This is a genomic window from Mesorhizobium sp. WSM2561, from assembly GCF_000513915.1.
Lineage (GTDB): Bacteria > Pseudomonadota > Alphaproteobacteria > Rhizobiales > Rhizobiaceae > Mesorhizobium > Mesorhizobium muleiense.
In genome coordinates this window covers 14,907-39,892 of the sequence record NZ_AZUX01000018.1, presented here as the reverse complement: position 1 = coordinate 39,892, position 24,986 = coordinate 14,907, and the positions used below count along the sequence as shown (strand labels likewise).

Here is a 24,986-nt window from a genome sequence, read left to right as displayed (position 1 = left end):
GCTGCCCCTCACCCCTGCCCATTCCGGGGCGAGCCGCTTGTCTCGCCCGTCCTTCGGACCCCCGTGAACAACGGGGAGAGGGGGATCGCCGGCGTGGCGGCCAGTCCCTTCTCCCCGTTCTGCACGGGGAGAAGGTGCCGGCAGGCGGATGAGGGGCGGCGCCACCATTGGCAATTGGTCCGAGGCTCTGCCTGCCATCGTCAGGCCTCCATCGTTTCGACGAGCGCGCGGCCGAGCCTGGCCGGACCGGGGAAATAGTCCCACTCCTGCGCATGCGGATAGGGCGTGTCCCAGCCGGCGACCCGCACCACGGGCGCTTCCAGATGGTAGAAGCAGTTTTCCTGCACCAGCGCCGACAGCTCGGCGCCGAAGCCGGATGTCAGCGTCGCCTCGTGCACGATCACGCAGCGACCTGTCCTGTTGACCGAGTCGACGATCGTCTCGAGATCGAGTGGCAGCAGCGTCCTCAGATCGATGATCTCGGCGTCGATGCCGGTCTCCTCGGCCGCCGCCTGCGCGACATAGACCATCGTGCCGTAGGCCAGCACGGTGACAGCGGCGCCCGGCCGGCGGATCACCGCCCTGCCGAGCGGGACCGTATAATGCCCGTCGGCGACCTCGCCGAGCTCATGCTTCGACCACGGCGTCACCGGGCGCTCGTGATGGCCATCGAACGGGCCGTTGTAGAGCCGCTTCGGCTCCAGGAAGATCACCGGATCGGGATCCTCTATCGCCGCGATCAGAAGACCCTTGGCGTCATGCGGATTGGACGGCACGACGACTTTCAGGCCGGAGACATGCGTGAACAGCGCCTCCGGGCTCTGGCTGTGGGTCTGGCCGCCAAAAATGCCGCCGCCGGTCGGCATCCTGACCACGATCGGGCAGGTGAAATCGCCGTTCGAGCGGTAGCGCAGCCGCGCCGCCTCCGAGACGATCTGGTCATAGGCCGGATAAACATAGTCGGCAAACTGCACCTCGACGCAAGGTTTCAGGCCGTAGGCGGCCATGCCGATGGCCGAGCCGACGATGCCCGCTTCGCTGATCGGCGTGTCGAAGCAGCGGCTCTTGCCGTATTTCGCCTGCAGGCCTTGGGTGCAGCGAAACACGCCGCCGAAAAAACCGACATCCTCGCCGAACACGATGACGCGTTCGTCGCGCCCCATCGAGACGTCCATGGCGTCGCGGATCGCCTCGATCATGGTCCGTCTTGGCATCTCAGACCCCCGCCTGCTGGCGCTGGCGTCTGAGATGCGGCGGCATCTCACCATAGACGCCTTCGAACATGTCGCGCGTCGAAGGCTTGCCGCCGGCATGCAGCGTGCCGTGGCGCTCGGCCTCTCTTTGCGCCGCGATCACCGTTTCGAGGATCTCCGCTTCGGCCTGGGTGTGGCGCTCGTCCGACCAGACGCCGCGCTGGATGAGGTGGTTCTTCAGCCTGACGATCGGGTCGCCGAGCGGCCAGGCGTCGGATTCGGCCTTCGGCCGGTAGGCCGACGGATCGTCGGAGCTCGAATGCGCCCCGACGCGGTAGGTGACATATTCGACCAGCGTCGGCCCGAGGTTTTTCCGCGCCCGCTCGGCGGCCCATTTGGCCACCGCATGGACGGCGAGATAATCGTTGCCGTCGACCCGCAGCGAGGGAATGCCGAAGCCGAGGCCGCGCGCGGCGAAGGTACCGGAGCCGCCGCGGGCGATGCCCTGGAAGGTCGAGATCGCCCACTGGTTGTTGACGACGTTGAGCACCACCGGCGCCTTGTATGTCGAGGCGAAGACCAGCGCCGAATGGAAGTCGGACTCGGCCGTCGAGCCGTCGCCGATCCAGGCGGCGGCGATCTTCGAATCATTGCTGATCGCCGAAGCCATCCCCCAGCCGACCGCCTGGATGTATTGCGTCGCCAGATTGCCGGAGATCGAGAAGAAGCCGTGCTCCTTCGACGAATACATGATCGGCAGCTGCCGGCCCTTCAGCGGATCGGCCTCGTTCGAATAGATCTGGTTCATCATCGTGACCATCGGATAGCCGTCGGCAATGAGCAGGCCGGCCTGCCGATAGGTCGGAAAGTTCATGTCGCCCGGCGCCAGCGCCCTGCGGAAGGCGCAGCTCACCGCCTCTTCACCGAGGTGCTGCATGTAAAAGGAGGTCTTGCCCTGGCGCTGCGCCATCTGCATGCGCGCGTCGAAGCTGCGCAGCGTCATCATGTGGCGCAGGCCTTCCAGCAACTCGTCGTCGGAAAGAAGGCCGGCCCAAGGCCCGACGGCTTCGCCGGCGCGGTTGAGCACACGGATGATCGAAAACGCCAGATCACGGATATCACGCGGATCGACATCGATCTCGGGACGCGGCACCGAGCCGGCCTTGGGGATGGTCACATCAGAAAAATCCGGCGTCCCGCCCGGTCGCACCTCGGGCTCCGGCACATGAAAGCGCAACATTCCCGCATCGGCCATGACCTTCGTCCTCCCATGTTGCCCGGCCAAGATACTTGCACACCGGCAGACCAGTGCCAATTCGTCGGGCAAGGGCTCCGGCCAACCACCGCGCCGCCAGCAGCACCTGTCAGGATGAAGATATGTCAGCGAAATTTCTTGTCGATCTTCCGGCTCTGCGCGCAATTTGGCGCATGATTGCGCCGGGTTTCCCGCCAGATTGGACAAGACGTCGGATCGAGCGGCTAGCGCTGCGGCCCTTTCCTTCTCCCCTTGTTGTGGGAGAAGGTGTCGCCGAAGGCGACGGATGAGGGGTGTTCCAGCCTGGCACCGACGGCACTCCGTCCAACACCCCTCTTCCGTCTTGGCGCTGCGCGCCAATCCACCGCCCGGGGCGAGTCACGGGCCTCGCCCGCCCTTCGGGCCCCACAAGGGGAGAAGGAAATGAGGAGCGGCGCCGTTCACCCCGCGCCCGCATCATGCTAACCCATAACCCATGGCACAGAAGAAAGGTTACGAGGTCGATTCGTGGTTGGCGCGGCCGGACCCGCGTGTCTCGATCGTCCTGCTCTACGGGCCCGACCGCGGGCTGGTCGCCGAGCGCGCCCGTGCCTTTGCCGGCAAGACCGGCCTGCCGCTCGACGATCCGTTCTCGGTGGTCAGGCTGGACGGGTCGGAAGTCGATCGCGACGAGGGCCGCCTGCTCGACGAGGCCCGCACCGTGCCGATGTTTTCGGACCGGCGCTTGCTCTGGGTGCGCAATGCGTCCGGCCAGAAGGCGCTTGCCGACGACGTCAAGGCGCTGACCGCGGAGCCGCCGCGTGACGCCATCATCCTGATCGAGGCCGGCGACCTGAAGAAGGGCGTCGGGCTGCGCGCCATCGTCGAGGCGGCGGACATTGCCATGGCGCTGCCGTGCTACGCCGACGAGGCGCGCGACCTCGACACGGTCATTGACGACGAATTGCGCAAGGCCGGCATGTCGATGACGCTGGAGGCCCGCCAGGCGCTGCGCCGCAACCTCGGTGGTGACCGGCTGGCCTCGCGCGGCGAGATCGAAAAGCTGGTGCTCTATGCCTACGGCCAGAGCGAAATCGGCCTCGATGACGTCAAGGCGACGTCGGGCGACGTCTCCGGCCTGTCCTTCGATGACGCCGTCGATGCCTTGCTCGACGGCAAGGTCGGCGACTTCGACATCGCCTTCACCCGTCACTGCCAGTCCGGCGGCCAGGCTTTTCTGGTGCTGTCGTCGGCGATGCGGCAGCTGCAGGCGATCCAGGCAATGCGCGGCCTGATGGACGCCGGCGGCCGCAACGCCGCTTCGGTGGTTGCCGCGGCGCGCCCGCCGGTTTTTTTCACGCGGCGCAAGCTGGTCGAAAAAGCCCTCGAACGCTGGAGCGGCGAGGCGCTCGGCCGCGCCTTGACCAGGCTGCAGACAGCGGTCCTGCAGACCCGCCGCCGGCCGGACCTCGCGGTCGCGCTGGCTCGGCAGGCGCTGCTCGGCATTGCCGTGGAAAGCGCAAGACTGGCGCGCACCTGATCTCCCCCCCTTGAGGGGGGGAGATGTCGCCGAAGGCGACAGAGGGGGTCGCAGCGCGTGGAGCGCCGACATCTTCTTCGCTTCAGCAAGGTGCCGGCGCTTGATGTGAGGCGACCCCTTCTGGCCCGCCGGCCATCTCCCCTCAGGGAGGGAGATCAGCAGCCTCGACGATTTCGCCAATCACCGGCGCTAGAAAAGGGAAGGGCTGGCAATCGCCGCCCCTCATTGCCCTGCCGGCCTCTTATCTGCAACGTTGGTGATTGGCGAAGCCGTCGATGACAGCCCCCTCTCCCCGTCACTATACTGGGAGAGGATGCCGGCAGGCAGGTGAGGGGCGGCGCAAACGCTGGAGCAGGTAGCCTATAAGGGCGCCGATCCTCGTCTAAAACAAGCGGGACCCTGAGGCCCTTTGCCGGCTAATAAGCTATCCCTCATGCTTCAACCGCCGGCAAAGCTCGTCGAGCTGCTCCAGCGTCCGATAGGCGACGCTGATCACGCCGCCGCGCTCGTTGTGCTCGATCGTGACGAACATGCCGAGCGTGTCGGTCATGAGCTTTTCAAGCGCCCGCGTATCAGCATCCTTCTGCACCGGTGCTGCAGGTTGTCGCTTCACGGTCGGCGCACCCGCCGGCATCTGCGCCAGCGCTTCGGCCTGGCGCACCGAAAGCCCGTCCTCGACGATGCGCTTGGCCAGACCCGCCGGATCCTGCGCCGTCACCAATGTACGGGCATGGCCGGCCGACAGCGCGCCGTCGACCAGCATGTCGCGGATCACGTCCGGCAGCTTCAACAGCCGCAGCGTGTTGGCGACATGGCTGCGGCTCTTGCCGATCACCTGGCCGAGATCGGCCTGGGTGTAGCCGTGATCGTCGATCAGCTGCTGGTAGCCCATCGCCTCCTCGACCGGATTGAGGTCGGTGCGCTGGACGTTTTCGATGATCGCCAGCTCGAGCGCGGTGCGATCGTTGACATCGCGCACGATGATCGGGATCTCGCTCAGCCCGGCGCGCTGCGCCGCGCGCCAGCGCCGCTCGCCGGCGATGATCTCGTAGCGGCCAGCTTGCGTCGGCGATGGCCGTGCCACCACCGGCTGCACCACGCCATGTTCGCGGATCGACTGGGCAAGATCGGTCAGGTCGGCGTCGCCGAAATGCCGGCGTGGATTCTTTGGGTTCGGGCTCAGGAACTCGATCGGCACCTTGCCGTCGGCATTCATGCCCGGCTTTTCCACGGCTGCCGGACGATCGATTTCGCCGATCAGCGCCGCCAGTCCCCGGCCCAGTCTTTTTCTCGAAAGGTCTTCGCTCATCGTCTGTCCAGATCGTTTCGGTATCAATTCGGCTTCTAAGCGGCGCGCAGTTTGCGCTCGCGGCGGATCACCTCGGAGGCAAGCTGCAGATAGGCCTGGCTGCCGGAGCATTTGAGGTCGTAGAGGATCGCCGGCTTGCCGTAGGACGGCGCCTCGGAGACGCGCACATTGCGCGGGATGACAGTTTCATAGACCTTGTCGCCCATATGCGCCCGCACGTCCTGCACCACCTGGTTGGCGAGGTTGTTGCGCCCGTCGAACATGGTCAGCACGATGCCCTGGATGGTCAGCTCGGGATTGATCGAGCGGCGGACCTGCTCGACCGTTTCCAGCAGCTGGCTCAGACCTTCGAGCGCGAAGAATTCGCATTGCAGCGGCACCAGCACCGAATCGGCTGCCGCCATCGAGTTGAGCGTCAGCAGATTGAGCGACGGCGGGCAATCGATCAGCACATAGCCAAAATTCGCCGAGCGCTCGGCCGAGGCGCGCAAGGCGTTGCGCAGCCGCAGCACCCGGTCCGGCGCCGAGGCGATCTCCATTTCGATGCCGAGCAGGTCGAGCGTTGACGGCACGATAGACAGTCCCGGCACCGCCGTCGGGATCGCCGCCGCCTCCAGATCGAGCTCGCCGGTCAGCACGTCATAGGAGGAAACGGTGCGGTCGCGCCGGTCGATACCGAGACCGGTGCTGGCATTGCCTTGCGGGTCGAGATCGACGATCAGCACCCGCTCGCCGATCGCCGCCAGCGCCGTCGCCAGATTGATGGCCGTCGTCGTCTTGCCGACGCCGCCCTTCTGGTTGGCTACGGTGATGATTCGGGGGCCATTCTTCATCATGGGTCTATGCCAGAAATTCATGCCGAGGTCGCCGATCTAAGTCAGTTGGCGCAAATCAGACAGTTCGAGGATGACGCCATGAGCGTCGGTCGCGCTGGCATGTTCTACCAGATCGAATGACCATCGTTGAGCGCTTTCTGCCACCTCGCTGCGGTAATCCCGGCCTTTGTGGAACAGGCCGCAGGCGCCAGCCGTCAGCCACGGCGCCGACAGATCGAGCAGCACCGGAAGCGACGCCAGCGCTCTGGCAGTGACGATTTGCGGTGTTGAAACAAACGGATAGGTGTCGTCGATGCGCCGCGCGACGACCCTGGCGGGCAGGTTGAACTGGCCGACGACCGCTTGCAGGAACGATGCTTTCTTCCGATTGCTTTCAATCAGATCGATGCTGGCGCCGTCGCGCTCGGCAAGCAGGAAGGCCAGCACCAGGCCGGGAAAACCGCCCCCGGAGCCGAGATCGAGCCAGCGCTTCGCCTCTGGTTTGATTCGCGCCAGTTGCGCGCTGTCGAGGATGTGGCGGCGCCAGACATCGTCCTGCGTCGACTGCGCCGCCAGGTTTATCCGGCGATTCCATTTCTGAAAGACCGTCTCGAACTCTACTAGGCGTTCGAATGTTTCACGTGAAACCGGGCCGGCAGCCGCTTGCAGGCTCGCCCATGAGGCAGCGCTCACGCAACATTCCTTCGCGCGGCAGCCTCGGCATTGCGGACATGCGCGACGATGATCGCCAGCGCCGCCGGCGTCATGCCCTCCATGCGCTGTGCGTCGGCGATCGAGCGCGGCTGGCGCGCCAGCATCTTTTGCTTCAGCTCGTTGGACAGCCCCGGAACGGAAGCAAAGTCGAGCGACGCCGGGATCAATCGGCTCTCCTCATGCCTGATCTGCGTGACGTCAGCCTGCTGGCGGTCGAGATAGACTGAATATTTCGCTTCCGTTTCAAGGCGCTCTGCCGTTTTGCTGTCAATGCCCGCAAACTGCGGGGCGATCCGGGCCAGCCACGCGACGTCGACGCCGGGATAGGCCAGCAATTCATAGGCCGAGCGGCGTACCCCGTCCCGGTTGATCTCCAGCCCATGACGCGCCGCTACATTGGGGGTCATGGTCGTGCCAAGCGCAAGGTCCCTCGCCTTTTCAAGGTTCTGCACGACGTCGCTAAACCGTTGCATCCGCTCCTGCGAGGCAATCCCGAGCTTCATCGCCAGCGGCGTCAGCCGCTCATCGGCATTGTCGGCCCGCAGCGACAGCCGGAACTCGGCCCGCGAAGTGAACATCCGATACGGTTCGGCGATGCCACGGCTGGTCAGGTCGTCGACCATCACCCCGATATAGGCCTCGGTGCGGCTGAGCACGATCTGGTCGCTTGCCGAAACCTGCCGCGCGGCGTTGAGGCCGGCCAGCAGCCCCTGCGCCCCGGCCTCCTCGTAACCGGTGGTGCCGTTGATCTGCCCCGCTAGAAAAAGACCGGCGATCCGCTTGGTTTCGAGCGTCGGCTTGAGCTCGCGCGGGTCGACATGATCGTACTCGATGGCATAGCCGGGCTGCAGCATGGTGGCGCATTCAAGGCCCGGAATGGTTTTTAGAATGTCGAGTTGCACGTCCTCCGGCAGCGAGGTCGAAATGCCATTCGGGTAGACGGTATCGTCGTCCAGCCCTTCCGGCTCGAGAAAAATCTGGTGGCCTTCGCGGTCGCCGAACTTGACGATCTTGTCCTCGATCGACGGGCAGTAACGCGGCCCCACCCCTTCGATCGAGCCGGAATACATCGCCGAGCGGCCCAGATTGGCGCGGATCAGCTCGTGCGTCGCTGCAGTTGTGCGCGTGATGCCGCAATGGATCTGCGGATTGTCGATGCGGTCGGTCATCAGCGAGAACGACACCGGGTCATCATCCGCCGCCTGGCTTTCCAGCGACGCCCAATCGATCGTGCGTCCATCCAGCCGTGGCGGTGTGCCGGTCTTCAGCCGCCCGAGCTTGAAGCCGGCGCGGCTCATCGTCGCCGACAGACCAAGGCTGGCCTGCTCGTTCATGCGGCCGGCAACGATCTTCTTCTCGCCGATATGGATCAGCCCGCGCAGGAAAGTGCCGGTGGTCAGCACCACGGCGCCGCAGCCAAGCCGGCGGCCATCCGCCAGCAGCACCGCCGCCAGGCGCTCATTGGCGATTTCGAAATCCAGGACCTCGCCCTCGACCACGTCGAGGCCCGCCTGTTCGCGAATCGCCGCTTGCATGGCAAGCCGATAGAGCTTTCTGTCGGCTTGCGTCCGCGGCCCACGAACTGCCGGGCCCTTGCGGCGGTTGAGCAGACGGAACTGGATGCCGGCCGCATCGGCGACACGTCCCATCAGCCCGTCCATGGCGTCGATCTCGCGAACCAGATGGCCCTTGCCGAGCCCGCCGATCGCCGGATTGCACGACATGACGCCGATCGTCGCGAAGCGCAGCGTCACCAGGGCGGTCTTGGCGCCAGCGCGCGCGGCAGCACCGGCCGCCTCGCAACCAGCATGGCCGCCGCCCACCACAACCACATCATAGTGATCGGTCATTTTTAGTGTTCCAGATTCAGGGTGACCGACACATGTCCCCGTCAGGACGTGGTGTCAAGCCGGCACCTTCTCCCCGTATAGTGACGGGGAGAAGCGGGCTAGCCGCAGCAACGACGGGTCTTTTGCAACGCTGGTGATTGGGGAAACCGTCGACGGTTGTGTCTTTCTCCCCGTCACTATACGGGGAGAAATGCCCGGCAGGGCAATGAGGGGCAGCGCTAAGTCTGAAATTCGATCCCGTCTCGGGGACCGTGGATCGTTTCACGTGAAACAATGCCTTCGAGCTAATCGCGTGGTGTTTCACGTGAATCACCCAGAGCTGGCCGGCCCGCAATGTTTCACGTGAGTCATTTGCCGATGCAGAACTGCGCAAAGATGACGTCGAGCATGTCCTCGACATCGACCGCCCCAACGATGCGGCCAAGCCGATCCGCCGCCAGCCGCAATTCCTCTGCCCGCAATTCCTGCCCGCGCCCATCCTCTGCCGCTGCCGCCAGCAAGAAGCGCTTCGTCTCGTTGAGCAGTTCGACGTGCCGCAGCCGCGATGGCAGGATATCGCCGGCATGGCCGATCTGCACTGCGGCGCGACGCCCGATCTCGGCCAGCAACTCCGCCAGCCCGGTGCCGTCCCTGGTTGAGATTACCGCGTCGTAACGCCTCGCAAGCGTCACCGATTCATCCGGCAGCAAATCGGCCTTCGTCCCGATCAGCAAGGCCGAGACATCAGGTGGTATTGCGTCGATCGGCACCGGCTCCACCAAATCCTCCAGCACCAGCAACAAATCGGCAGTGCCGGCCTTGCTCCTCGCCCTTCCGATGCCGATCGCCTCGATCCTGCCGGGCGTCTCGCGCAAGCCGGCGGTATCGGTCACTCTTATGCGCATCCCCTCCAGGTCCAGCACCACCTCGAGCAGATCGCGGGTGGTGCCGGGCTCCTCGGTGACGATCGCCGCATCGCGCCGGGCCAAAGCGTTGAACAAGCTCGATTTGCCGGCATTCGGCGCACCAAGAATGACGACCTCAAAGCCGTCACGGATGATTTCGGCGGCCCGGAAGCCTTGGACATGACGCTCGATCTCGCCGATCATCGCGCGGACGTCGGACCAGACCGTCTCTGCAACGGAACCGGGCACATCGTCTTCGTCGGCAAAATCAATTTCTGCCTCGATCATCGCCCGCGCATGAATCAGCCGACGGCGCCAGTTGAGGTAGAGCTCGCTCTGCACGCCTTCGGCATTCTGGACGGCAAAGCGCCGCTGCGCCTCGGTCTCGGCATTGACGAGATCGGCCAGCGCCTCGGTCTCGACCAGATCGACCTTGCCATTGAGAAAGGCGCGGCGGGTGAACTCGCCCGGCTCGGCATGTCTGACGCCGTCGAAGCCGGCGATCACCTCCAGCATCTTCGCCACCACGGCCCGCCCGCCATGGACGTGGAATTCGGCGACATCCTCGCCGGTAAAGCTGTTTGGGCCGGCAAAGAAAACGACCAGCCCGCTGTCGAGCACCGATCCGTCCGGCGCCCTGAACTGGCGATAGGCGGCAACGCGGTTCTGAACCATGGAACCGGCAATCGTTTCAACGGCGAATCGACTTTGCGGTCCGGAAATGCGGATCACGGCAACCCCGGCGGGCAGGCGGCCGCTAGACAGGGCAACAATGGAATTACCTGAAATCATTTGCCGACCCAGCACAACCGCCCTAGCTTCGCTTGTTCAGCAACAGATTGCCGAGTTATCAACAGTGACGTTGCCCGCGAAAAACCTGCTTGCCGAAGAGGCCAGCCCCTATCTGCAGCAGCACAGCGGCAACCCGGTGCATTGGCGGGCGTGGTCGCCGGCGTCTCTCGCCGAAGCCAAGGCGCTCGAGCGGCCGATCCTGCTCTCAGTCGGCTACGCCGCCTGCCACTGGTGCCATGTCATGGCGCACGAAAGTTTTGAGAACGCCGACGTCGCCGCCGTCATGAACTGTCTGTTCGTCAATATCAAGGTCGATCGCGAAGAGCGACCAGACATCGACCAGATCTATATGGCCGCATTGTCGGCGATGGGCGAGCAGGGCGGTTGGCCACTGACCATGTTTTTGACGCCGGACGGCAAACCTTTCTGGGGCGGCACCTATTTTCCGCGCGAGCCCCGCTACGGCCGCCCGGGCTTCGTCCAGGTGCTGGAGGCGGTCGACAAGGCGTGGCGCGAGAAGAAAGAAAGCGTTAACCAAAGCGCCGACGGCCTGACCACGCATGTCGAGGCGCGGCTGGCGGGCAGCCATGCCAAGACGGTGCTCGACCGCGACACGCTCGCGACGCTCGCCGACGGCATCGACGGCATGATCGACCGGGATCTGGGCGGCCTGCGCGGCGCGCCCAAGTTCCCCAATGCGCCGTTCATGCAGACGCTGTGGCTGTCCTGGCTGCGCGACGGCGCCACAGCCCATCGTGATGCTGTCCTGCTCAGCCTCGAAAAGATGCTGGCGGGCGGCATCTATGACCATGTCGGCGGCAGTCTTAGCCGCTATTCGACCGATGCCGAGTGGCTGGTGCCGCATTTCGAAAAGATGCTCTACGACAACGCGCAGCTCATCCGGCTGTGCAACTGGGCTTTTGCGGCGACCGGCAATGAATTGTTCCGGATACGAATCGAAGAGACAATCGACTGCCTGTTGCGCGAGATGCGCATCAATGGCGGTGCTTTCGCCGCCAGCCTCGACGCCGACAGCGAGGGTGAGGAGGGGCTGTTCTACACCTGGAGCAGGGATGAGATCGAAACTGCTCTCGGTGACGAATCGACGTTGTTTTTCCAATACTTCACGCTTTCCAGCCCGCACGGCTGGGAGGGCAAGCCGATCATCCACCAGACTGCGGCCCAGCAAACACAAAGCGTCGCCGATCGCGACCGGCTCATTCCGCTCACAGAAAAACTGCTGGCGGCCAGGGAGCAGCGCGTCAGGCCCGGGCGTGACGGAAAAATCCTGACCGACTGGAACGGCCTGGTGATCGCGGCTCTCGCCGAGGCCGGGCGCGCCCTGAAACGGATCGACTGGATCGAGGCGGCGGAACAGGCCTTTGCTGCCATTGCCAGTGCCGGTCGAGACGGTCGCCTGCCGCATTCGATGCTTGGCGCCAAGAAGCTGTTTCCGGCGCTGTCGAGCGACTACGCCGCCATGGCCAACGCCGCAATCTCGCTGTTCGAGGCTACCGGAACATCGAGTTATGCCGAGCTGGCCGGCCAATTCATCGCGCAGCTCGACCAATGGCATAGCGATGAGAACAGCACCGGCTACTACCTGACCGCGTCGGACAGCAGCGACGTACCGATCCGCATCAGGGGCGATGCCGACGAGGCCATTCCTTCGGCCACCGGCCAGATCATCGAGGCCATGGTTCGATTGTCGTCGCTTTCCGGCGATCTCGAATTGCAGGAAAAGACCTGGAGGATCGCCGAACACGCCGCCGGCCGTGCGGCGCATCAGGCCTATGGCCAGGCGGGGATCGTCAACGCCTGTGCCCTGGCAATCGAGCCGTTGAAGCTGGTGCTGGTGGATAGCCCAGAGAGTCCAAGGCTTGTTCCGGTAGCGAATCGAAATCCCGACCCGCGCCGGATCGACACGATCGTGCCGGTCGGTTCGGCGACAAGCCTGCCGATGCTGCCAGGCGGCGTTTTGCCGCCAACGACCGAGCCTGGCGCCTGGCTGTGCACCGGGCAGGTCTGCCTGCCGGTGATAACGAATCCGGAAGAACTCGAACGCCTGTTACATCGTCGGTAGGCGCAAAGGTCCGCAGAACCGGGAACGCTGGAGGGACAGCGCCCCCTCTGTCCTGCCGGACATCTCCCCCACTTGGGGGAGATCGGCAGCTTCGCCGACAGCGTCCCTTTTGCAAAGTTGGTGGTTGGCGAAATCAGTCATGACGGCCAATCTCCCTCCTTGTGGGGGAGATGTCCGGCAGGACAGAGGGGGGCGCGAAGGATCGCCGGGTCTTTGCCCCTCTTACGTATTCATCGAATCGAAGAAATCAGCGTTGGTCTTGGTCTGCTTGAGCTTGTCGATGAGGAACTCGATGGCGTCGGTGGTGCCCATCGGCGCCAGGATGCGGCGCAGCACGAAGATTTTTTGCAGGTCCTGGCGGGCGACCAAAAGATCTTCCTTGCGGGTGCCGGACTTGAGGATGTCCATGGCCGGGTAGATGCGCTTGTCCGCCACCTTGCGGTCGAGCACGATTTCCGAGTTGCCGGTGCCCTTGAACTCTTCGAAGATGACCTCGTCCATGCGGCTGCCGGTGTCGATCAGCGCGGTGGCGATGATGGTCAGCGAGCCGCCTTCCTCGATGTTGCGGGCAGCACCGAAGAAGCGCTTCGGCCGCTGCAGGGCATTGGCGTCGACGCCGCCGGTCAGCACCTTGCCGGATGACGGCACCACAGTGTTGTAGGCGCGGCCGAGGCGGGTGATCGAATCCAGCAGGATGACGACGTCGCGCCCGTGCTCGACCAGGCGCTTGGCCTTCTCGATCACCATTTCGGCGACCTGGACGTGGCGCACCGCCGGCTCGTCGAAGGTCGAGGAGACGACCTCGCCCTTCACCGAGCGCTGCATGTCGGTGACTTCTTCCGGCCGCTCGTCGATCAACAGCACGATCAGGTAGCATTCGGGATGATTGGTGGTGATCGAATGGGCGATGTTCTGCAACAGCACCGTCTTGCCGGTGCGCGGCTGCGCCACGATCAGGGCGCGCTGGCCCTTGCCGAGCGGCGCCACCAGGTCGATGACGCGGGCCGAGATGTCCTTCGAGGTCGGAACGTCCATTTCCATCTTCAGCCGCGAGGTCGGGTAAAGCGGCGTCAGATTGTCGAAATGGATCTTGTGGCGGATCTTTTCCGGGTCGTCGAAATTGATCGTGTTGACCTTGAGCAGGGCGAAATAGCGCTCGCCCTCCTTCGGGCTGCGGATCGGGCCCTCGACGGTGTCGCCGGTCTTCAGTGAGAACCGGCGGATCTGCGACGGCGAGATGTAGATATCGTCCGGACCCGGCAGATAATTGGCATTGGCCGAGCGCAGGAAGCCAAAACCGTCCTGCAGCACTTCGACGACGCCGTCACCGATGATCTCGATATCCTGGGTCGCCAGCCGCTTCAGGATCGCGAACATCAGCTCCTGCTTGCGCATCACGCTGGCGTTCTCGACCTCGAGCGATTCGGCATAAGCGATCAGCTCTGGCGGTTTCTTGTTCTTGAACTCTGTGAGTTTCATTTCTTGCATCATTAGACGGACTCTGAGTGAGTAAGTATGGGGAAAATATCGGCGGGATGCGACAAATGCCGGGCGCGGCCGAAGCGATGAATGGGGCGGCGCATGACGGGAAGGAAGACCCGTCTTTTATCGTTGGTCGACTGAAAGAGCAAGCCGCCTTTTGCGAGCGCCAATCGCATCAGGTTTGCGCTGCCCCTCACCTGCCTGCCGGCATCCTCACCCCGTATAGTGACCGGGGAGAGGGGGGCGCTCTCATTGATGGTTTCGCCAATTACCAGCGTTGCAGATATCGGCTAAGCACGAAGCTCAAAACGGCTTCACGATGACCAGCACGACGATGACGATCATCAGCAATGTGGGAATCTCATTGACGATCCGCCAGTGCTTCGCGGGCTTTTCGTTGCGGTCCTCGGCGAATTTGCGTACCGCGCCGGCCAGATAGCCATGAACGGCCGAGAGGCCGAGCACCGCGGCGATCTTGGCATGCAGCCAGCCACCCTGAAAACCAAAACCTTTCCAGGCAAGCCAGAGGCCAAACGCCCAGGTGATGATCATGGCTGGATTGATGATGCCGCGCAGCAGCCGGCGCTCCATCACCTTGAAGGTCTCCGACTGGACGGAGCCCTTTTCCGCGTCGGCATGATAAACCAGCAGCCGCGGCAGATAGAGCATGCCCGCCATCCAGGAGATGACGGCGATGACATGGATCGCCTTTGCCCAGGGATAGAAATCATCCGGCCCGAACAGGAACAGAAGCGCCGCCAGGACGAGGAAGATGACGATGGCGATCGCTGCTCGACGCATCGCTGCACCACCGCTGCTGCCCGCACCACTGTTGGCGTTGTTCATGTCGGTCATCGATGCGCCCGCACCATCTTCACCATCGCCTCGACATGCGCGATCGGCGTTTCCGGCGTGATGCCATGGCCGAGATTGAAGATCAGCGGTCGATCGCCCAGTGCTTTCAGGATTGCGTCGACACCGTCTGAAAGCGCCTTGCCGCCCGCCACCAGCCGCAACGGATCGAGATTGCCCTGCACGGCGCCGTCGCGCTGCAGTTCCCTCGCCGTCGTCAACGGCACAGTCCAGTCGAGCCCCAGCCCGGTCACGCCGGTTTTTTGGCGATAGCTGCGGTAATGGGCGCCGGCGCCCTTGGGAAAGCCGATGATCGGAACGTCGGGATGGACGGCCCGGACCTGCCTGACGATCTCCGCCACCGGCCTGACGCAAAACGCCTCGAAAGAAACTTCGTCGAGCACGCCGGACCACGAGTCAAAGATCTGCACCACATCGGCGCCGGCTTCGATCTGTCGGATCAGATAGGCAGCAGAGTGATCGGCAAGCACGTTCAGCAATTGTAAAAAAGCCGCCGGCTCACGATAGGCAAACAGCCGCGCCGGGGCCTGGTCCGAGGTGCCGTGCCCGGCGATCATATAGGTCGCCACTGTCCACGGCGCGCCGCAGAAGCCGATCAGCGTCGTCTGATCAGGCAGTCTTGTCCGCAATCGCCTGACCGTCTCGTAGACCGGTTCGAGATTCACGTGAAACGTTTCGCCGTCGAGAGCGGCAATCTCCGTCGCCGAGATCGGCGTCAGCAGCGGCCCGCGGCCCTCCTCGAAGCGCACGTCGCGGCCCAGCGCATGCGGCACGACCAGGATATCGGAAAACAGGATCGATGCATCGAAGCCGAAACGCTCGATCGGCTGCAGCGTCACTTCCACGGCAATATCGGGATTATAGCAAAGATCGAGGAACGATCCGGCCCGCCTGCGTGTCTCGCGATATTCCGGCAGATAGCGGCCGGCCTGCCGCATCATCCAGAGCGGCGGCGGAGATACCGTCTTGCCTCTCAACACGTCCAGCATGATGCGGTTTTCAGGCATTCAGCACTCGCCTCTCCAGGCTTCTTTATAATTAAGTATTCTATTTCTAGGAATCTTATGATTCTAAGAGTCTGTTGGTATCGGTGGTTGTCTGCTGTCCCGCCTTGCCCCGGAAAAGACCAGCCAGCATATTGTCGCGTGCTTCTTCTGCCGGATAGGAGGAGTTTGGGGACAGTTGGAAATTCCCGACTGGGAACAATGCGTTACCGCCCGCCTGGAGAAAATGGCCCTGTGGATGAGGCCGAGTCGAAAAAGCCCGTCCCCGGACTTGTCCCCAGCCGCCCGACGAAGCGAATAGCGCATCGAATTGTGGACAAACCGGCATCTGATACAGTCGCCCCGAACCGGCCGATCTTTCCGACCGACCTTATCCACATCGGCCCACAGCTTGGAACGTACCCCTGTGAACAAACCCCAGAGCTTCTTTCACCTTCACCTGATTTCCGATGCCACCGGTGAAACGCTGCTGGCGGCCGGGCGCGCGGCTTCGGCGCAATACAAGGACGCGCGCGCCATCGAGCATATCTACCCGCTGATCCGCACCGAAAAGCAGGTGACGAAAGTGTTCGAGGACATCGAGGAGGAGCCGGGCATCATCCTTTACACGGTCGTCGACCAGAAGCTCGCCCGCGGCATCGACGAGCGCTGCGCCGCCATGGGCCTGCCTTGCGTCTCCGTGCTGGAACCGGTGCTGACCGTGTTCCAGTCCTATCTCGGCACGCCGGCCGGCCGCCGCGTCGGCGCCCAGCATGTGCTGGACGCCGAATATTTCCGCCGCATCGACGCGCTCAACTTCACCATGGAGCATGATGACGGCCAGCTGCCCGCCAATATGGACGACGCCGACATTGTGCTCGTCGGCATTTCGCGCACCTCGAAGACGCCGACCAGCATCTATCTCGCCAATCGCGGCATCAAGACCGCCAACATCCCGATCGTGGTCGGTGTGCCGGTGCCGGAAAGCCTGATCAACGCCACGAAGCCGCTGATCGTCGGGCTGATCGCCACCGCCGAGCGCATCTCGCAGGTGCGCCAGAACCGCATCCTCGGCAACACCAGCGCCTACGAGCCGACCGACTATGTCGACCGCGCGGCAATCAGCGAGGAACTCGCCTACGCCCGCCAGATCTGCACGCGGCACGGCTGGCCGATGATCGACGTCAGCCGCCGCTCGATCGAGGAGACGGCGGCGGCGATCGTTGCCCTGCGGGGAAAGACAAGATAACTGAGAAGTCAGGAAATGGTGAGGTTTTGTCTAGCCGTTCAGCGCTGCAAGGCTCGAAGGTCACGGCATGGATCCTAGGGTCCGCGCCGCGTCGCTTCGCTCCTTGCTTCGCCCTAGGATGACGAAGTGAGGAGCGTTTCAGCCAATCTCGAAGGTTTGCGATTTGGCATCAGCCGCCACCCGGTATGCGCGACGCAACTGCCAATCTCGGACATCTGCGATTGGCCTTACACCACTATGCCTTCGTCATCCTAGGGCGGAGCAGGAGCGAAGCGACGTAGCGGAGACCCTAGGATGCCGTTACTGTGCCCGAGAAGCGCAGCGATCCAGCGACTGTCTGCGCGTCCGTCTCCGGATCGGAATCTCAACCAACCTTAGGCGCGTACATCATGGCCGAAAAAATCATCCTTGCCTCGGGCAGCCCGTTCCGCAAGGCGTTGCTTGTCAATGCCGGCGTGCCGGTCGACGCGGTCCCGGCGGAAGTCGACGAGCGCGCGCTCGAAGCACCCTTGCAGGGCAGCGGTATCTCGCCCGAGGACGTCGCCCTGGTGCTGGCCGAGGCCAAGGCCACCGAGGTCAGCGAGCGAATGCCCGGCGCCCTGGTGCTCGGCTGCGACCAGACGCTGTCGCTCGGCGACGAAGTGTTTCACAAGCCGGCCGACATGGAAGCCGCCCGCCGCCATCTCCTGGCGCTGTCGGGCAAGACCCATCAGCTCAACAGCGCCGTGGTGCTGGCCCGCGACGGCGCGGTTCTGTGGCGGCATGTCGGCGTCGCCAGCCTGACCATGCGAAAGCTCGATCCGGCCTTCATCGGCCGCCATCTGGCGCGCGTCGGCGCCAAGGCGCTGTCCAGCGTCGGCGCCTACCAGATCGAAGGCGAGGGCATCCAGCTGTTCGAAAGAGTAGAGGGCGACTATTTCACCATTGTCGGCCTGCCGCTTCTGCCCGTCCTGGCCAAGCTGCGCGAACTCGGAGCCATCGATGGCTGAGGCCGCGAAAAAGGCCTTCGTCACCGGCCACCCCGTTGCGCATTCCCGGTCGCCGAACATCCACGGCTTTTGGCTGGCGAAATACGGCATCGACGGCAGCTACCGGGCGATCGACGTCGCGCCGGATGCTTTTGCCGAATTCGTCGAAACACTCGAGGCGAATGGCTATCGGGGCGGCAACGTCACCATCCCGCACAAGGAGGCCGCCTTCGCGCTGGCGGCGCGCCGCGACGACGCGGCCGAACAGATCGGCGCCGTCAACACGCTGTGGCTCGAGGACGGAATTTTGTGCGGCGGCAACACCGACGCCCATGGCTTTGCCGCCAATCTCGACGAGCATGCGCCGGGCTGGGCAGACAACGGCCCGGCGGTGGTGCTTGGCGCCGGCGGCGCCGCCCGCGCGGTCATCCATGCGCTCAAGCAGCGCGGCATCAGTGACATCCGCATCGTCAACCGGACGCTCGCCCGAGCCGAGGAGCTGCGCCACCGCTTCGGCGCCGGGGTCTCGGCCCACGGCACGGCGGCGACGCGCGAGCTGCTTGCCGATGCCGGCCTGCTGGTCAACACGTCAGCGCTTGGCATGCACGGCAATGAAGGCCTGTCCGCCGATCCGGCCAGGCTGCCGGACCATGCCATCGTCACCGACATTGTCTATGTGCCGCTGGAAACGCCGTTGCTGGCCGCCGCCAAGGCGCGCGGCCTGAAAGCCGTCGACGGGTTCGGCATGCTGCTGCACCAGGCAGTGCCCGGCTTCGAGCGCTGGTTCGGCATCAGGCCTGAGGTCACTGCCGAATTGCGGCAGATGATCGTCGCCGATCTCGGCGCCAGGGAGTAAAAAAACATGATCGTGCTCGGCCTCACCGGATCGATCGGCATGGGCAAGTCGACGACGGCCAGGATGTTTGCCGAGGCCGGCGTGCCTGTCCACGATTCGGACGAGGCGGTGCATCGCCTCTACGCCGGCAAGGCGGCTCCGCTGGTCGAGGCGGCGTTTCCCGGAACGGCGAAATCCGGCTCCGTCGATCGCACCAGGCTGGCCGAGCGGGTGCTCGGTGATGCAGCTGCACTGAAACGGCTGGAAGCGATCATCCACCCACTGGTCCGCGCCGACGCCGACGCTTTCCTGGCCAGACACCGGGCCGCCGGCGCGCCGCTTGTCGTTCTCGACATCCCGCTGCTGTTCGAAACCGGCGGCCGCGACCGTGTCGACAAGGTCGTGGTCGTCACCGCGTCGCCCGACATCCAGCGCGCCCGCGTGCTGGCGCGGCCGGGCATGAGCGAGGAGAAACTGGCGTCGATCCTGGCCAGGCAGGTTCCCGACGCCGAAAAGCGTGAGCGCGCCGATTTCGTCATCGACACCGGACAAGGTTTTGATGCGGCGCGCGCGGCGGTCAATGCAATCGTCGCGAAACTGGTCGGGGATAAAGCCGGCAAGCCTGCTTAACGGCGCTTGCGCCCGGCGTAATATGTTGCCAATTTGTTCCCATCATGATTCGGCTGGACTACCGCCGGACCCAACGGACTGATTCGATGCGCGAGATCATCTTCGATACGGAAACCACCGGCCTCGATTTCCGCGATGACCGCGTTATCGAGCTTGGCTGCATCGAGCTGGTCAACCGTTTCCCGACCGGCCGCACCTTCCACCATTACCTCAATCCGCAGGGACGACCGATCCATGCCGAGGCGCAGGCCGTTCATGGCATCAGCGCCGCCGACCTGATGGGCAAGCCGACCTTCAGCGACATCGCCGAGGAGTTCCTTGCCTTCATCGACGGCGCCAAGCTGGTCGCCCACAATGCGACTTTCGACATCGCTTTCCTCAATGTCGAATTCGGCCGGCTTGGCCATCCGGTCGTTGACCCCGGACTTGTCGTCGACACGCTGGCGCTGGCGCGCCGCAAGCATCCGATGGGGCCCAATTCGCTGGACGCGCTGTGCCGGCGCTACGGCATCGACAATGCCCGCCGCACCAAGCACGGCGCCTTGCTCGATTCGGAATTGCTGGCCGAGGTCTATATCGAGCTCATCGGCGGCAAGCAGGCGGCGCTCATCCTCGACAGCGCCACGGCGCCGGCCGGCGGCAGGAGAAACGTCGACGACATCGACATCAGCATCGCCGCGCGGCCGATAGCGCTGCCGTCTCGCCTGACCGAAGCAGAGCGCGCCGCGCATGCGAACATGGTCGGCACATTAGGCGAAAAGGCGCTCTGGCTGCGCGTCGCCCGGGAAGCGAGTTCTGCGGCATAGCGATTTTTGGCGTAGCGATCCTTCGCGCCCCCCTCTGTCCTGCCGGACATCTCCCCCACGAGGGGGGAGATTGGACTTCACACCGGCTTTCGCCAGTCTGCAAAGTCGCAGGAATGAACGGAGCGCCGAAACTGCCAATCTCCCCCTTGTGGGGGAGATGGCCGGCAGGCCAGAGGGGGGCGCTGTCCCGCCGACTTCTCAACAAAAAACCCGGCGCGAGGCCGGGTTTTTCACACCTCACCGAGCACTCGCCTCAGCTCACCTTGACCTTGCTGGCGGCCTGGTCCTCGGCCAGCTTCTGCTGGAACATCTGCGCAAAATCGATCGGGTCGAGCATCAGCGGCGGGAAGCCGCCATTGCGGGTCGCCTCGGCGATGATCTGCCTGGCGAACGGGAACAGCAGCCGCGGGCATTCGATGAACAGCAGCGGCAGCATGTGCTCCTGCGGGAAGCCGCTGATGGCGAACACGCCGCCATAGACCAGCTCGACGTTGAACAGCACTTCCTTGTCGAAGGACGCCTTGGCGTTCAGCGTCAGATTGACGTCGAACTGCTTGTCCGAAAGCGGGTTGGCGTTGACATTGACGTTGATGGCGATGCCGGGAGCCTTGTCGCGGCCGCGCAGCGAGTTCGGCGCGCCGGGGCTTTCGAAGGAAAGGTCCTTCACATATTGGGCAAGTACGTTGAGCGAAGGCTGCGTCGCGTCGCCGTTGCCACTGGCCGCGCCGGTCGGCGCGTCGTCTTTGCTGGCCATAAGCCTTTGTCCTTTTGCCTCGGCAGCGTTGCTGACCGGATTGAAATCGGGCGTTCGCTACCATGGCCGGCATGACAAGACAAGGTTTTGCGCGCTTTGCTTTCCCTTCTCCCCTTGCGGGAGAAGGTGGATTGGCGCGCAGCGCCAAGACGGTTGAGGGGTGTTGGAAGGATCGCCGTCGGTGCCAAGCTGGAACACCCCTCATCCNACCTCGCTTCGCGNGGCCNCCTTCTCCCACAAGGGGAGAAGGGAGAGCTGCGCCGGGCTACTCGTCCTCGAGGCGATCTACTCGTCCTTGAGGCGGCGCCAGGGGGAATTGCGATCGGGGCCGTGCTCGTCGCCGCGCGAATAGTCGCTGTCGTCGAGGTCGATGGTCTTGTCGCGTTGCCGGGCCCGGAATCCACCGGTGCCGAAACTGGTGGCCATCACGATGCGGCCTTTCAGCCGGCGCCAGGCGAGGTCGCGGACCGGCGGCAGCAGCAGCAGAATGCCTAAAATGTCGGTGATGAAGCCGGGAATGATGAGCAGGATCGCCGCCAGCACGATCATGGCGCCATGCGCGAGCTGACGGCTTGGATCACGTCCGGCGTCCATTTCGGCACGGACCCGGGTCATGACGCCGAACCCCTGGTATCGCAACAACAGCGCGCCGGCGATGCTCGAAGCCATCACCAGCCCGACCGTCGCCAGGGCGCCGACCTGGCGGCCGACAACGACGAAACCGGCGATCTCCAGCAGCGGAAGCGCGAGGATGAACAGGGGAAGCAGCGAAATGCGCAAATCTTGACCGATCGTTTCGATGTTTTGCCGGCAGGCGGGCAATCGCCGCTGGCACTGAACCTTTTAGATAGGTATGGCTGCCTTTAATTTGAATGATTGCAGCTTGCGTTCTATATGCTTTGGATGTTGAACGCTATGCGACCGCAGCCATTGCCTGGCCGGGCGGTCCGGCCGGAGTAGGGATTGATTGGCGGAAGATATGGGATTCTTCGACTTCGGCACGATTTTCTTTCTGGTTGCGGCGGTTGTGATCTTTTTCCAGCTGCGCAATGTGCTCGGCCGCCGCACCGGCAGCGAGCGGCCGCCGTTCGACCCCTATACGGCGGGCCGCACCCGCGACGACGCCCAAAAACCCGAGAATGTGGTCTCGCTGCCGCGCAAGCGAGCGCCGGGAGAGCCGGCAATCGACGCCTATGCGGCGATCGACGCCTTCGCCAAGCCTGACACCGATCTCAACAAGGGCCTGCGCGCGATCAAGGACAATGATCCGGCATTCGACCCCAAGACCTTCGTCGACGGCGCCAAGATGGCCTATGAGATGATCGTCATGGCCTATGCCGATGGCGATCGCAAGACGCTGAAGAACCTGTTGTCGCGCGAGGTCTATGACGGCTTTGTCGCGGCGATCGGCGACCGCGAGGCGAAGTCGGAAAAGATCCAATCCTCCTTCGTCGGCATCGACAAGGCCGACATCGTTTCCGCCGAGATGAAGGGCAGCGAGGCGCATATCACCTTGCGCATCGTCAGCGAATTGATTTCGGCAACGCGCGACAAGGCCGGCGCCGTCATCGACGGCGATCCCGAAACCGTCGCCGAGGTCAAGGATGTCTGGACCTTTGCCCGCGATACGCGCTCGCGCGACCCGAACTGGAAGCTCGTCGCCACCGAAGAAGAAGACTGAGCCCGGACCACGGCGGGGTCTGTCGTGTCGCTTTCTCAGGCGTTCCGCGAAACATCCTTTGACGATCTGCCCGGCTGGGACGAGGACGACCATCTGGCCGCGTTCGCTGCTTTCCGGCGTTCGGCTCTTCACATCCTGACGAAACCCTATCGCTCCGGCGGGCTCGGGGTGGACTTCAATGCCTTCACCGACGCCTATGCTGCAGCCCGCACCATTTCGCCAACCGACCGGCGCGAAGCCCGCGCCTTCTTCGAGCGGCATTTCATCCCGGCGCACATAGCGGCGGAAAGCGGTGGCGCCGGCCTCGTCACCGGCTTCTATGAGCCGGTGGTCGACGCTTCGCCGGTGCGAACCGAACGATTTACGGTGCCGTTGCTGTCGCGTCCGGCCGATCTCGTCGACATCGACGACGCCAATCGGCCGGTCGGCATGGATCCCTATCTCGCCTTCGGCCGCGCCACGCCGGACGGACCGGTCGAGTATTTCGATCGCGGCGAGATCGAGCGCGGCGCGCTTGCAGGCAAGGATTTGGCGGGCAAGGGTCTGGAAATCGCCTGGCTCGCCGACAAGGTCGACGCCTTCTTCATTCACGTACAGGGTTCTGCGCGGCTCACCATGACCGACGGCCGGCTTTGCCGCGTCACCTATGTCGCCAAATCCGGCCAGCGCTTTACCGGACCGGGCAAAATCCTGGGTGAGCTAGGCGAAATCCCGCTGGAAGCGGTGACCATGCAGTCGGTCCGCGCCTGGTTCAAGGCGCATCCGCAGCGCATCGACGAGATCCTGTGGCGCAACCGCTCCTATATTTTTTTCCGCGAGATTTCGGTCAGCGAGGCGGCGGTCGACGACCCGGAACTCGGGCCGATCGCTGCCGCAAAAGTACCGCTGACTCCGGGCCGCTCCGTCGCTGTCGACCGTCTGCTGCATACATTCGGCACGCCGTTCTACATCGATGGGCCGTCGCTGACCGCTTTCGACAACAAGCCGTTTCGGCGGCTGATGATCGCGCAGGACACCGGCTCGGCCATCACCGGCCCGGCCCGTGGCGACCTGTTCACTGGTACGGGAGATGCGGCCGGCGAGATCGCCGGTGTTGTCCGCAACCCTGCCGATTTCTACGCGCTGATCCCGCGTCGGCTTGTGCCGGGAGCGGGGCGATGACCCGGCGCATCGACAGGCTGAGCGAGGACGACCGGGTGCTGTGGAACCTGGTGGCGCGCACTGCCAAGCCGCTGAAGGGCAAGTCCGCCATCGACATCCCAGATATTGGCCCGGACATCGCGGATGACACCAAGCCACCGCTGCGTGACCAGGCGATGGCTCCTGCTGCGGCCACGAAAGCCAGGACGCAGTATGTTTCGCATGCGCTCGACGAGCCGACGCTGGAAAAACTGTCGAAGGGCCGGCTGCCGATCGAAGGCCGCGTCGATCTGCACGGCCTGAGCCAGGACGAAGCCTATTCGCTTTTGTTCTCCTTCCTGCACCGGGCGCATGCCGGCGGCATCCGCTATGTGCTGGTGATCACCGGCAAGGGCTCCTCGTCCGGCGGCGACGGCATCCTGCGGCGCGCCGTGCCGGCCTGGCTGTCGACACCCGCATTCAGACCGCTGGTCTCCAGCCACGACCACGCCGCCCGCAAGCATGGCGGCTCGGGCGCGCTCTATGTCCGCCTGCGGCGCACGCGCTGATGCAGATGCGCGCATGAGGGTGCACCCCACGAGGATGGACTTGTGACTCCGTTCGGCGAAAAGCTTCGCGCTCTGCGGAGCGAACGCGGCGTCAGCCAAAAGGCCATGGCCAGGGCGATCGGCGTCAGCGCCGCCTATCTGTCGGCGCTGGAGCACGGACGCCGCGGCGCGCCGACCTGGACGCTGATCCAGAAGATCATCGGCTATTTCAATGTCATCTGGGACGATGCCGAAGAACTGGCGCGGCTGGCCGAGACCTCGCACCCGCGGGTAAAACTCGACACGTCGGGCCTCAGCCCCGCCGCCACCGAGCTTGCCAATGTCCTGGCCGAAAACATCGAAAAACTAGACGAGGCGGAGCTTCGCCGCATCACCGCATCGATCCGCGCCGCGCTGGGGCGGAGGTAGGTATTTGATCCCGGACTTGAGGGTCATCATTGCGCCACGACGACTGAGGCAGTCCGTCAAGCGAGAGCGCTGTTCAACGCGGCATTGCTCGAAGGTAACGGCATGGATCCTAGGGCCTCCGCTACGTCGCTTCGCTCCTGCGCTCCGCCCTAGGATGACGAAGTGAGGATCGGTTCAGCCAATCTCGAAGGTTTGCGATTGCCATTGGCCGCGAT

23 protein-coding genes are annotated in these 24,986 nt (G+C 64.1%); 11 read left to right on the top strand and 12 right to left on the bottom strand.

Annotated features, from left to right (window positions below):
• Positions 1–200: 200 nt before the first annotated feature.
• Both M727_RS0116770 and M727_RS0116765 read right to left on the bottom strand, forming a co-directional pair.
• Positions 201–1,214, bottom strand: coding sequence for an alpha-ketoacid dehydrogenase subunit beta (locus M727_RS0116770; protein ID WP_027153639.1), 1,014 nt, complete (start codon positions 1,212–1,214; stop codon positions 201–203).
• A 1-nt stretch (position 1,215) separates the two neighbouring features.
• On the bottom strand, positions 1,216–2,448 hold the full coding sequence (locus tag M727_RS0116765; RefSeq protein ID WP_027153638.1) for a 3-methyl-2-oxobutanoate dehydrogenase (2-methylpropanoyl-transferring) subunit alpha: 1,233 nt from the start codon (positions 2,446–2,448) through the stop codon (positions 1,216–1,218).
• 475 nt (positions 2,449–2,923) lie between these two features.
• Between M727_RS0116765 and holA the strand changes: the two genes are divergently transcribed.
• A complete protein-coding gene (holA, locus tag M727_RS0116760; RefSeq protein ID WP_027153637.1) occupies positions 2,924–3,967 on the top strand; it encodes a DNA polymerase III subunit delta in 1,044 nt (347 codons plus the stop codon).
• Positions 3,968–4,391: 424 nt separating this feature from the next.
• Here the strand turns inward: holA and M727_RS0116755 are convergent, their stop codons facing one another.
• The 5 genes from M727_RS0116755 to mnmE form a co-directional block, all read right to left on the bottom strand.
• Positions 4,392–5,276: a ParB/RepB/Spo0J family partition protein gene (locus M727_RS0116755; protein ID WP_027153636.1), complete on the bottom strand. Its 885-nt coding sequence runs from the start codon at positions 5,274–5,276 to the stop codon at positions 4,392–4,394.
• 35 nt (positions 5,277–5,311) lie between these two features.
• The gene (locus tag M727_RS0116750; protein ID WP_084646769.1) at positions 5,312–6,112 is read right to left on the bottom strand and encodes a ParA family protein; all 801 of its coding nucleotides are present in this window, start codon (positions 6,110–6,112) and stop codon (positions 5,312–5,314) included.
• A gap of 36 nt (positions 6,113–6,148) precedes the next feature.
• Positions 6,149–6,784, bottom strand: a complete 636-nt coding sequence (rsmG, locus tag M727_RS0116745; RefSeq protein ID WP_027153635.1) for a 16S rRNA (guanine(527)-N(7))-methyltransferase RsmG — start codon at positions 6,782–6,784, stop codon at positions 6,149–6,151.
• The gene (mnmG, locus tag M727_RS0116740; protein ID WP_027153634.1) at positions 6,781–8,655 is read right to left on the bottom strand and encodes a tRNA uridine-5-carboxymethylaminomethyl(34) synthesis enzyme MnmG; all 1,875 of its coding nucleotides are present in this window, start codon (positions 8,653–8,655) and stop codon (positions 6,781–6,783) included. Before mnmG ends, rsmG begins: the two co-directional genes overlap by 4 nt.
• 347 nt (positions 8,656–9,002) lie before the next feature.
• Positions 9,003–10,331: a tRNA uridine-5-carboxymethylaminomethyl(34) synthesis GTPase MnmE gene (mnmE, locus tag M727_RS0116735; protein WP_027153633.1), complete on the bottom strand. Its 1,329-nt coding sequence runs from the start codon at positions 10,329–10,331 to the stop codon at positions 9,003–9,005.
• 64 nt (positions 10,332–10,395) lie between these two features.
• Here mnmE and M727_RS0116730 point away from each other — a divergent pair, with 64 nt between their 5' ends.
• Complete coding sequence (locus tag M727_RS0116730; RefSeq protein WP_027153632.1) at positions 10,396–12,414, top strand: thioredoxin domain-containing protein; 2,019 nt, start codon at positions 10,396–10,398, stop codon at positions 12,412–12,414.
• A 222-nt stretch (positions 12,415–12,636) separates the two neighbouring features.
• Here M727_RS0116730 and rho read toward each other — a convergent pair whose 3' ends face one another.
• The 3 genes from rho to hemE form a co-directional block, all read right to left on the bottom strand.
• On the bottom strand, positions 12,637–13,902 hold the full coding sequence (gene rho / locus M727_RS0116725) for a transcription termination factor Rho (protein ID WP_027153631.1): 1,266 nt from the start codon (positions 13,900–13,902) through the stop codon (positions 12,637–12,639).
• 297 nt (positions 13,903–14,199) lie between these two features.
• The gene (hemJ, locus tag M727_RS0116720; protein ID WP_027153630.1) at positions 14,200–14,751 is read right to left on the bottom strand and encodes a protoporphyrinogen oxidase HemJ; all 552 of its coding nucleotides are present in this window, start codon (positions 14,749–14,751) and stop codon (positions 14,200–14,202) included.
• On the bottom strand, positions 14,748–15,776 hold the full coding sequence (gene hemE, locus M727_RS0116715; RefSeq protein ID WP_027153629.1) for a uroporphyrinogen decarboxylase: 1,029 nt from the start codon (positions 15,774–15,776) through the stop codon (positions 14,748–14,750). The genes hemJ and hemE overlap by 4 nt, the downstream gene beginning before the upstream one ends.
• A gap of 403 nt (positions 15,777–16,179) precedes the next feature.
• Between hemE and M727_RS0116710 the strand changes: the two genes are divergently transcribed.
• The 5 genes from M727_RS0116710 (at position 16,180) to dnaQ (ending at position 20,240) form a co-directional block, all read left to right on the top strand.
• The gene (locus M727_RS0116710; protein ID WP_027153628.1) at positions 16,180–17,001 is read left to right on the top strand and encodes a pyruvate, water dikinase regulatory protein; all 822 of its coding nucleotides are present in this window, start codon (positions 16,180–16,182) and stop codon (positions 16,999–17,001) included.
• A gap of 389 nt (positions 17,002–17,390) precedes the next feature.
• Positions 17,391–17,990: a Maf-like protein gene (locus tag M727_RS0116705; RefSeq protein WP_027153627.1), complete on the top strand. Its 600-nt coding sequence runs from the start codon at positions 17,391–17,393 to the stop codon at positions 17,988–17,990.
• A complete protein-coding gene (locus M727_RS0116700; protein ID WP_027153626.1) occupies positions 17,983–18,825 on the top strand; it encodes a shikimate dehydrogenase in 843 nt (280 codons plus the stop codon). The genes M727_RS0116705 and M727_RS0116700 overlap by 8 nt, the downstream gene beginning before the upstream one ends.
• Before the next feature lie 6 nt (positions 18,826–18,831).
• Positions 18,832–19,434, top strand: coding sequence for a dephospho-CoA kinase (coaE, locus tag M727_RS0116695; protein WP_027153625.1), 603 nt, complete (start codon positions 18,832–18,834; stop codon positions 19,432–19,434).
• An 86-nt stretch (positions 19,435–19,520) separates the two neighbouring features.
• The gene (gene dnaQ / locus M727_RS0116690) at positions 19,521–20,240 is read left to right on the top strand and encodes a DNA polymerase III subunit epsilon (RefSeq protein ID WP_027153624.1); all 720 of its coding nucleotides are present in this window, start codon (positions 19,521–19,523) and stop codon (positions 20,238–20,240) included.
• A gap of 253 nt (positions 20,241–20,493) precedes the next feature.
• Here dnaQ and secB read toward each other — a convergent pair whose 3' ends face one another.
• Together secB and M727_RS0116680 are read right to left on the bottom strand one after the other, a co-directional pair.
• Positions 20,494–20,994 (bottom strand): protein-export chaperone SecB, encoded by a 501-nt coding sequence (gene secB, locus M727_RS0116685; protein WP_027153623.1) that lies wholly within the window; start codon positions 20,992–20,994, stop codon positions 20,494–20,496.
• A 285-nt stretch (positions 20,995–21,279) separates the two neighbouring features.
• Entirely contained in the window at positions 21,280–21,774 is a 495-nt protein-coding gene (locus tag M727_RS0116680; protein WP_027153622.1) for an FxsA family protein, read from the bottom strand.
• Between the two features lie 199 nt (positions 21,775–21,973).
• Here M727_RS0116680 and M727_RS0116675 point away from each other — a divergent pair, with 199 nt between their 5' ends.
• The 4 genes from M727_RS0116675 to M727_RS0116660 are packed head-to-tail and all read left to right on the top strand — an operon-like array spanning position 21,974 to position 24,771.
• A complete protein-coding gene (locus M727_RS0116675) occupies positions 21,974–22,675 on the top strand; it encodes a Tim44/TimA family putative adaptor protein (RefSeq protein ID WP_023802679.1) in 702 nt (233 codons plus the stop codon).
• Between the two features lie 24 nt (positions 22,676–22,699).
• Positions 22,700–23,836, top strand: a complete 1,137-nt coding sequence (locus M727_RS0116670; protein WP_027153621.1) for a murein transglycosylase A — start codon at positions 22,700–22,702, stop codon at positions 23,834–23,836.
• Positions 23,833–24,363: a Smr/MutS family protein gene (locus M727_RS0116665; protein WP_027153620.1), complete on the top strand. Its 531-nt coding sequence runs from the start codon at positions 23,833–23,835 to the stop codon at positions 24,361–24,363. Before M727_RS0116670 ends, M727_RS0116665 begins: the two co-directional genes overlap by 4 nt.
• Before the next feature lie 42 nt (positions 24,364–24,405).
• Positions 24,406–24,771 (top strand): helix-turn-helix transcriptional regulator, encoded by a 366-nt coding sequence (locus M727_RS0116660; protein WP_027153619.1) that lies wholly within the window; start codon positions 24,406–24,408, stop codon positions 24,769–24,771.
• The last annotated feature ends 215 nt before the right edge of the window (positions 24,772–24,986 follow it).

Coding starts and splice junctions, on each gene's coding strand:
- mnmG (WP_027153634.1), bottom strand. CDS start 8,655: ATGACCGATCACTATGATGTGGTTGTGGTGGGCGGCGGCCATGCTGGT.
- dnaQ (WP_027153624.1), top strand. CDS start 19,521: ATGCGCGAGATCATCTTCGATACGGAAACCACCGGCCTCGATTTCCGC.
- M727_RS0116755 (WP_027153636.1), bottom strand. CDS start 5,276: ATGAGCGAAGACCTTTCGAGAAAAAGACTGGGCCGGGGACTGGCGGCG.
- hemE (WP_027153629.1), bottom strand. CDS start 15,776: ATGCCTGAAAACCGCATCATGCTGGACGTGTTGAGAGGCAAGACGGTA.
- coaE (WP_027153625.1), top strand. CDS start 18,832: ATGATCGTGCTCGGCCTCACCGGATCGATCGGCATGGGCAAGTCGACG.
- M727_RS0116750 (WP_084646769.1), bottom strand. CDS start 6,112: ATGATGAAGAATGGCCCCCGAATCATCACCGTAGCCAACCAGAAGGGC.
- M727_RS0116700 (WP_027153626.1), top strand. CDS start 17,983: ATGGCTGAGGCCGCGAAAAAGGCCTTCGTCACCGGCCACCCCGTTGCG.
- rho (WP_027153631.1), bottom strand. CDS start 13,902: ATGCAAGAAATGAAACTCACAGAGTTCAAGAACAAGAAACCGCCAGAG.
- M727_RS0116665 (WP_027153620.1), top strand. CDS start 23,833: ATGACCCGGCGCATCGACAGGCTGAGCGAGGACGACCGGGTGCTGTGG.
- mnmE (WP_027153633.1), bottom strand. CDS start 10,331: ATGATTTCAGGTAATTCCATTGTTGCCCTGTCTAGCGGCCGCCTGCCC.
- secB (WP_027153623.1), bottom strand. CDS start 20,994: ATGGCCAGCAAAGACGACGCGCCGACCGGCGCGGCCAGTGGCAACGGC.
- M727_RS0116675 (WP_023802679.1), top strand. CDS start 21,974: ATGGGATTCTTCGACTTCGGCACGATTTTCTTTCTGGTTGCGGCGGTT.
- M727_RS0116765 (WP_027153638.1), bottom strand. CDS start 2,448: ATGGCCGATGCGGGAATGTTGCGCTTTCATGTGCCGGAGCCCGAGGTG.
- holA (WP_027153637.1), top strand. CDS start 2,924: ATGGCACAGAAGAAAGGTTACGAGGTCGATTCGTGGTTGGCGCGGCCG.
- M727_RS0116770 (WP_027153639.1), bottom strand. CDS start 1,214: ATGCCAAGACGGACCATGATCGAGGCGATCCGCGACGCCATGGACGTC.
- M727_RS0116705 (WP_027153627.1), top strand. CDS start 17,391: ATGGCCGAAAAAATCATCCTTGCCTCGGGCAGCCCGTTCCGCAAGGCG.
- hemJ (WP_027153630.1), bottom strand. CDS start 14,751: ATGACCGACATGAACAACGCCAACAGTGGTGCGGGCAGCAGCGGTGGT.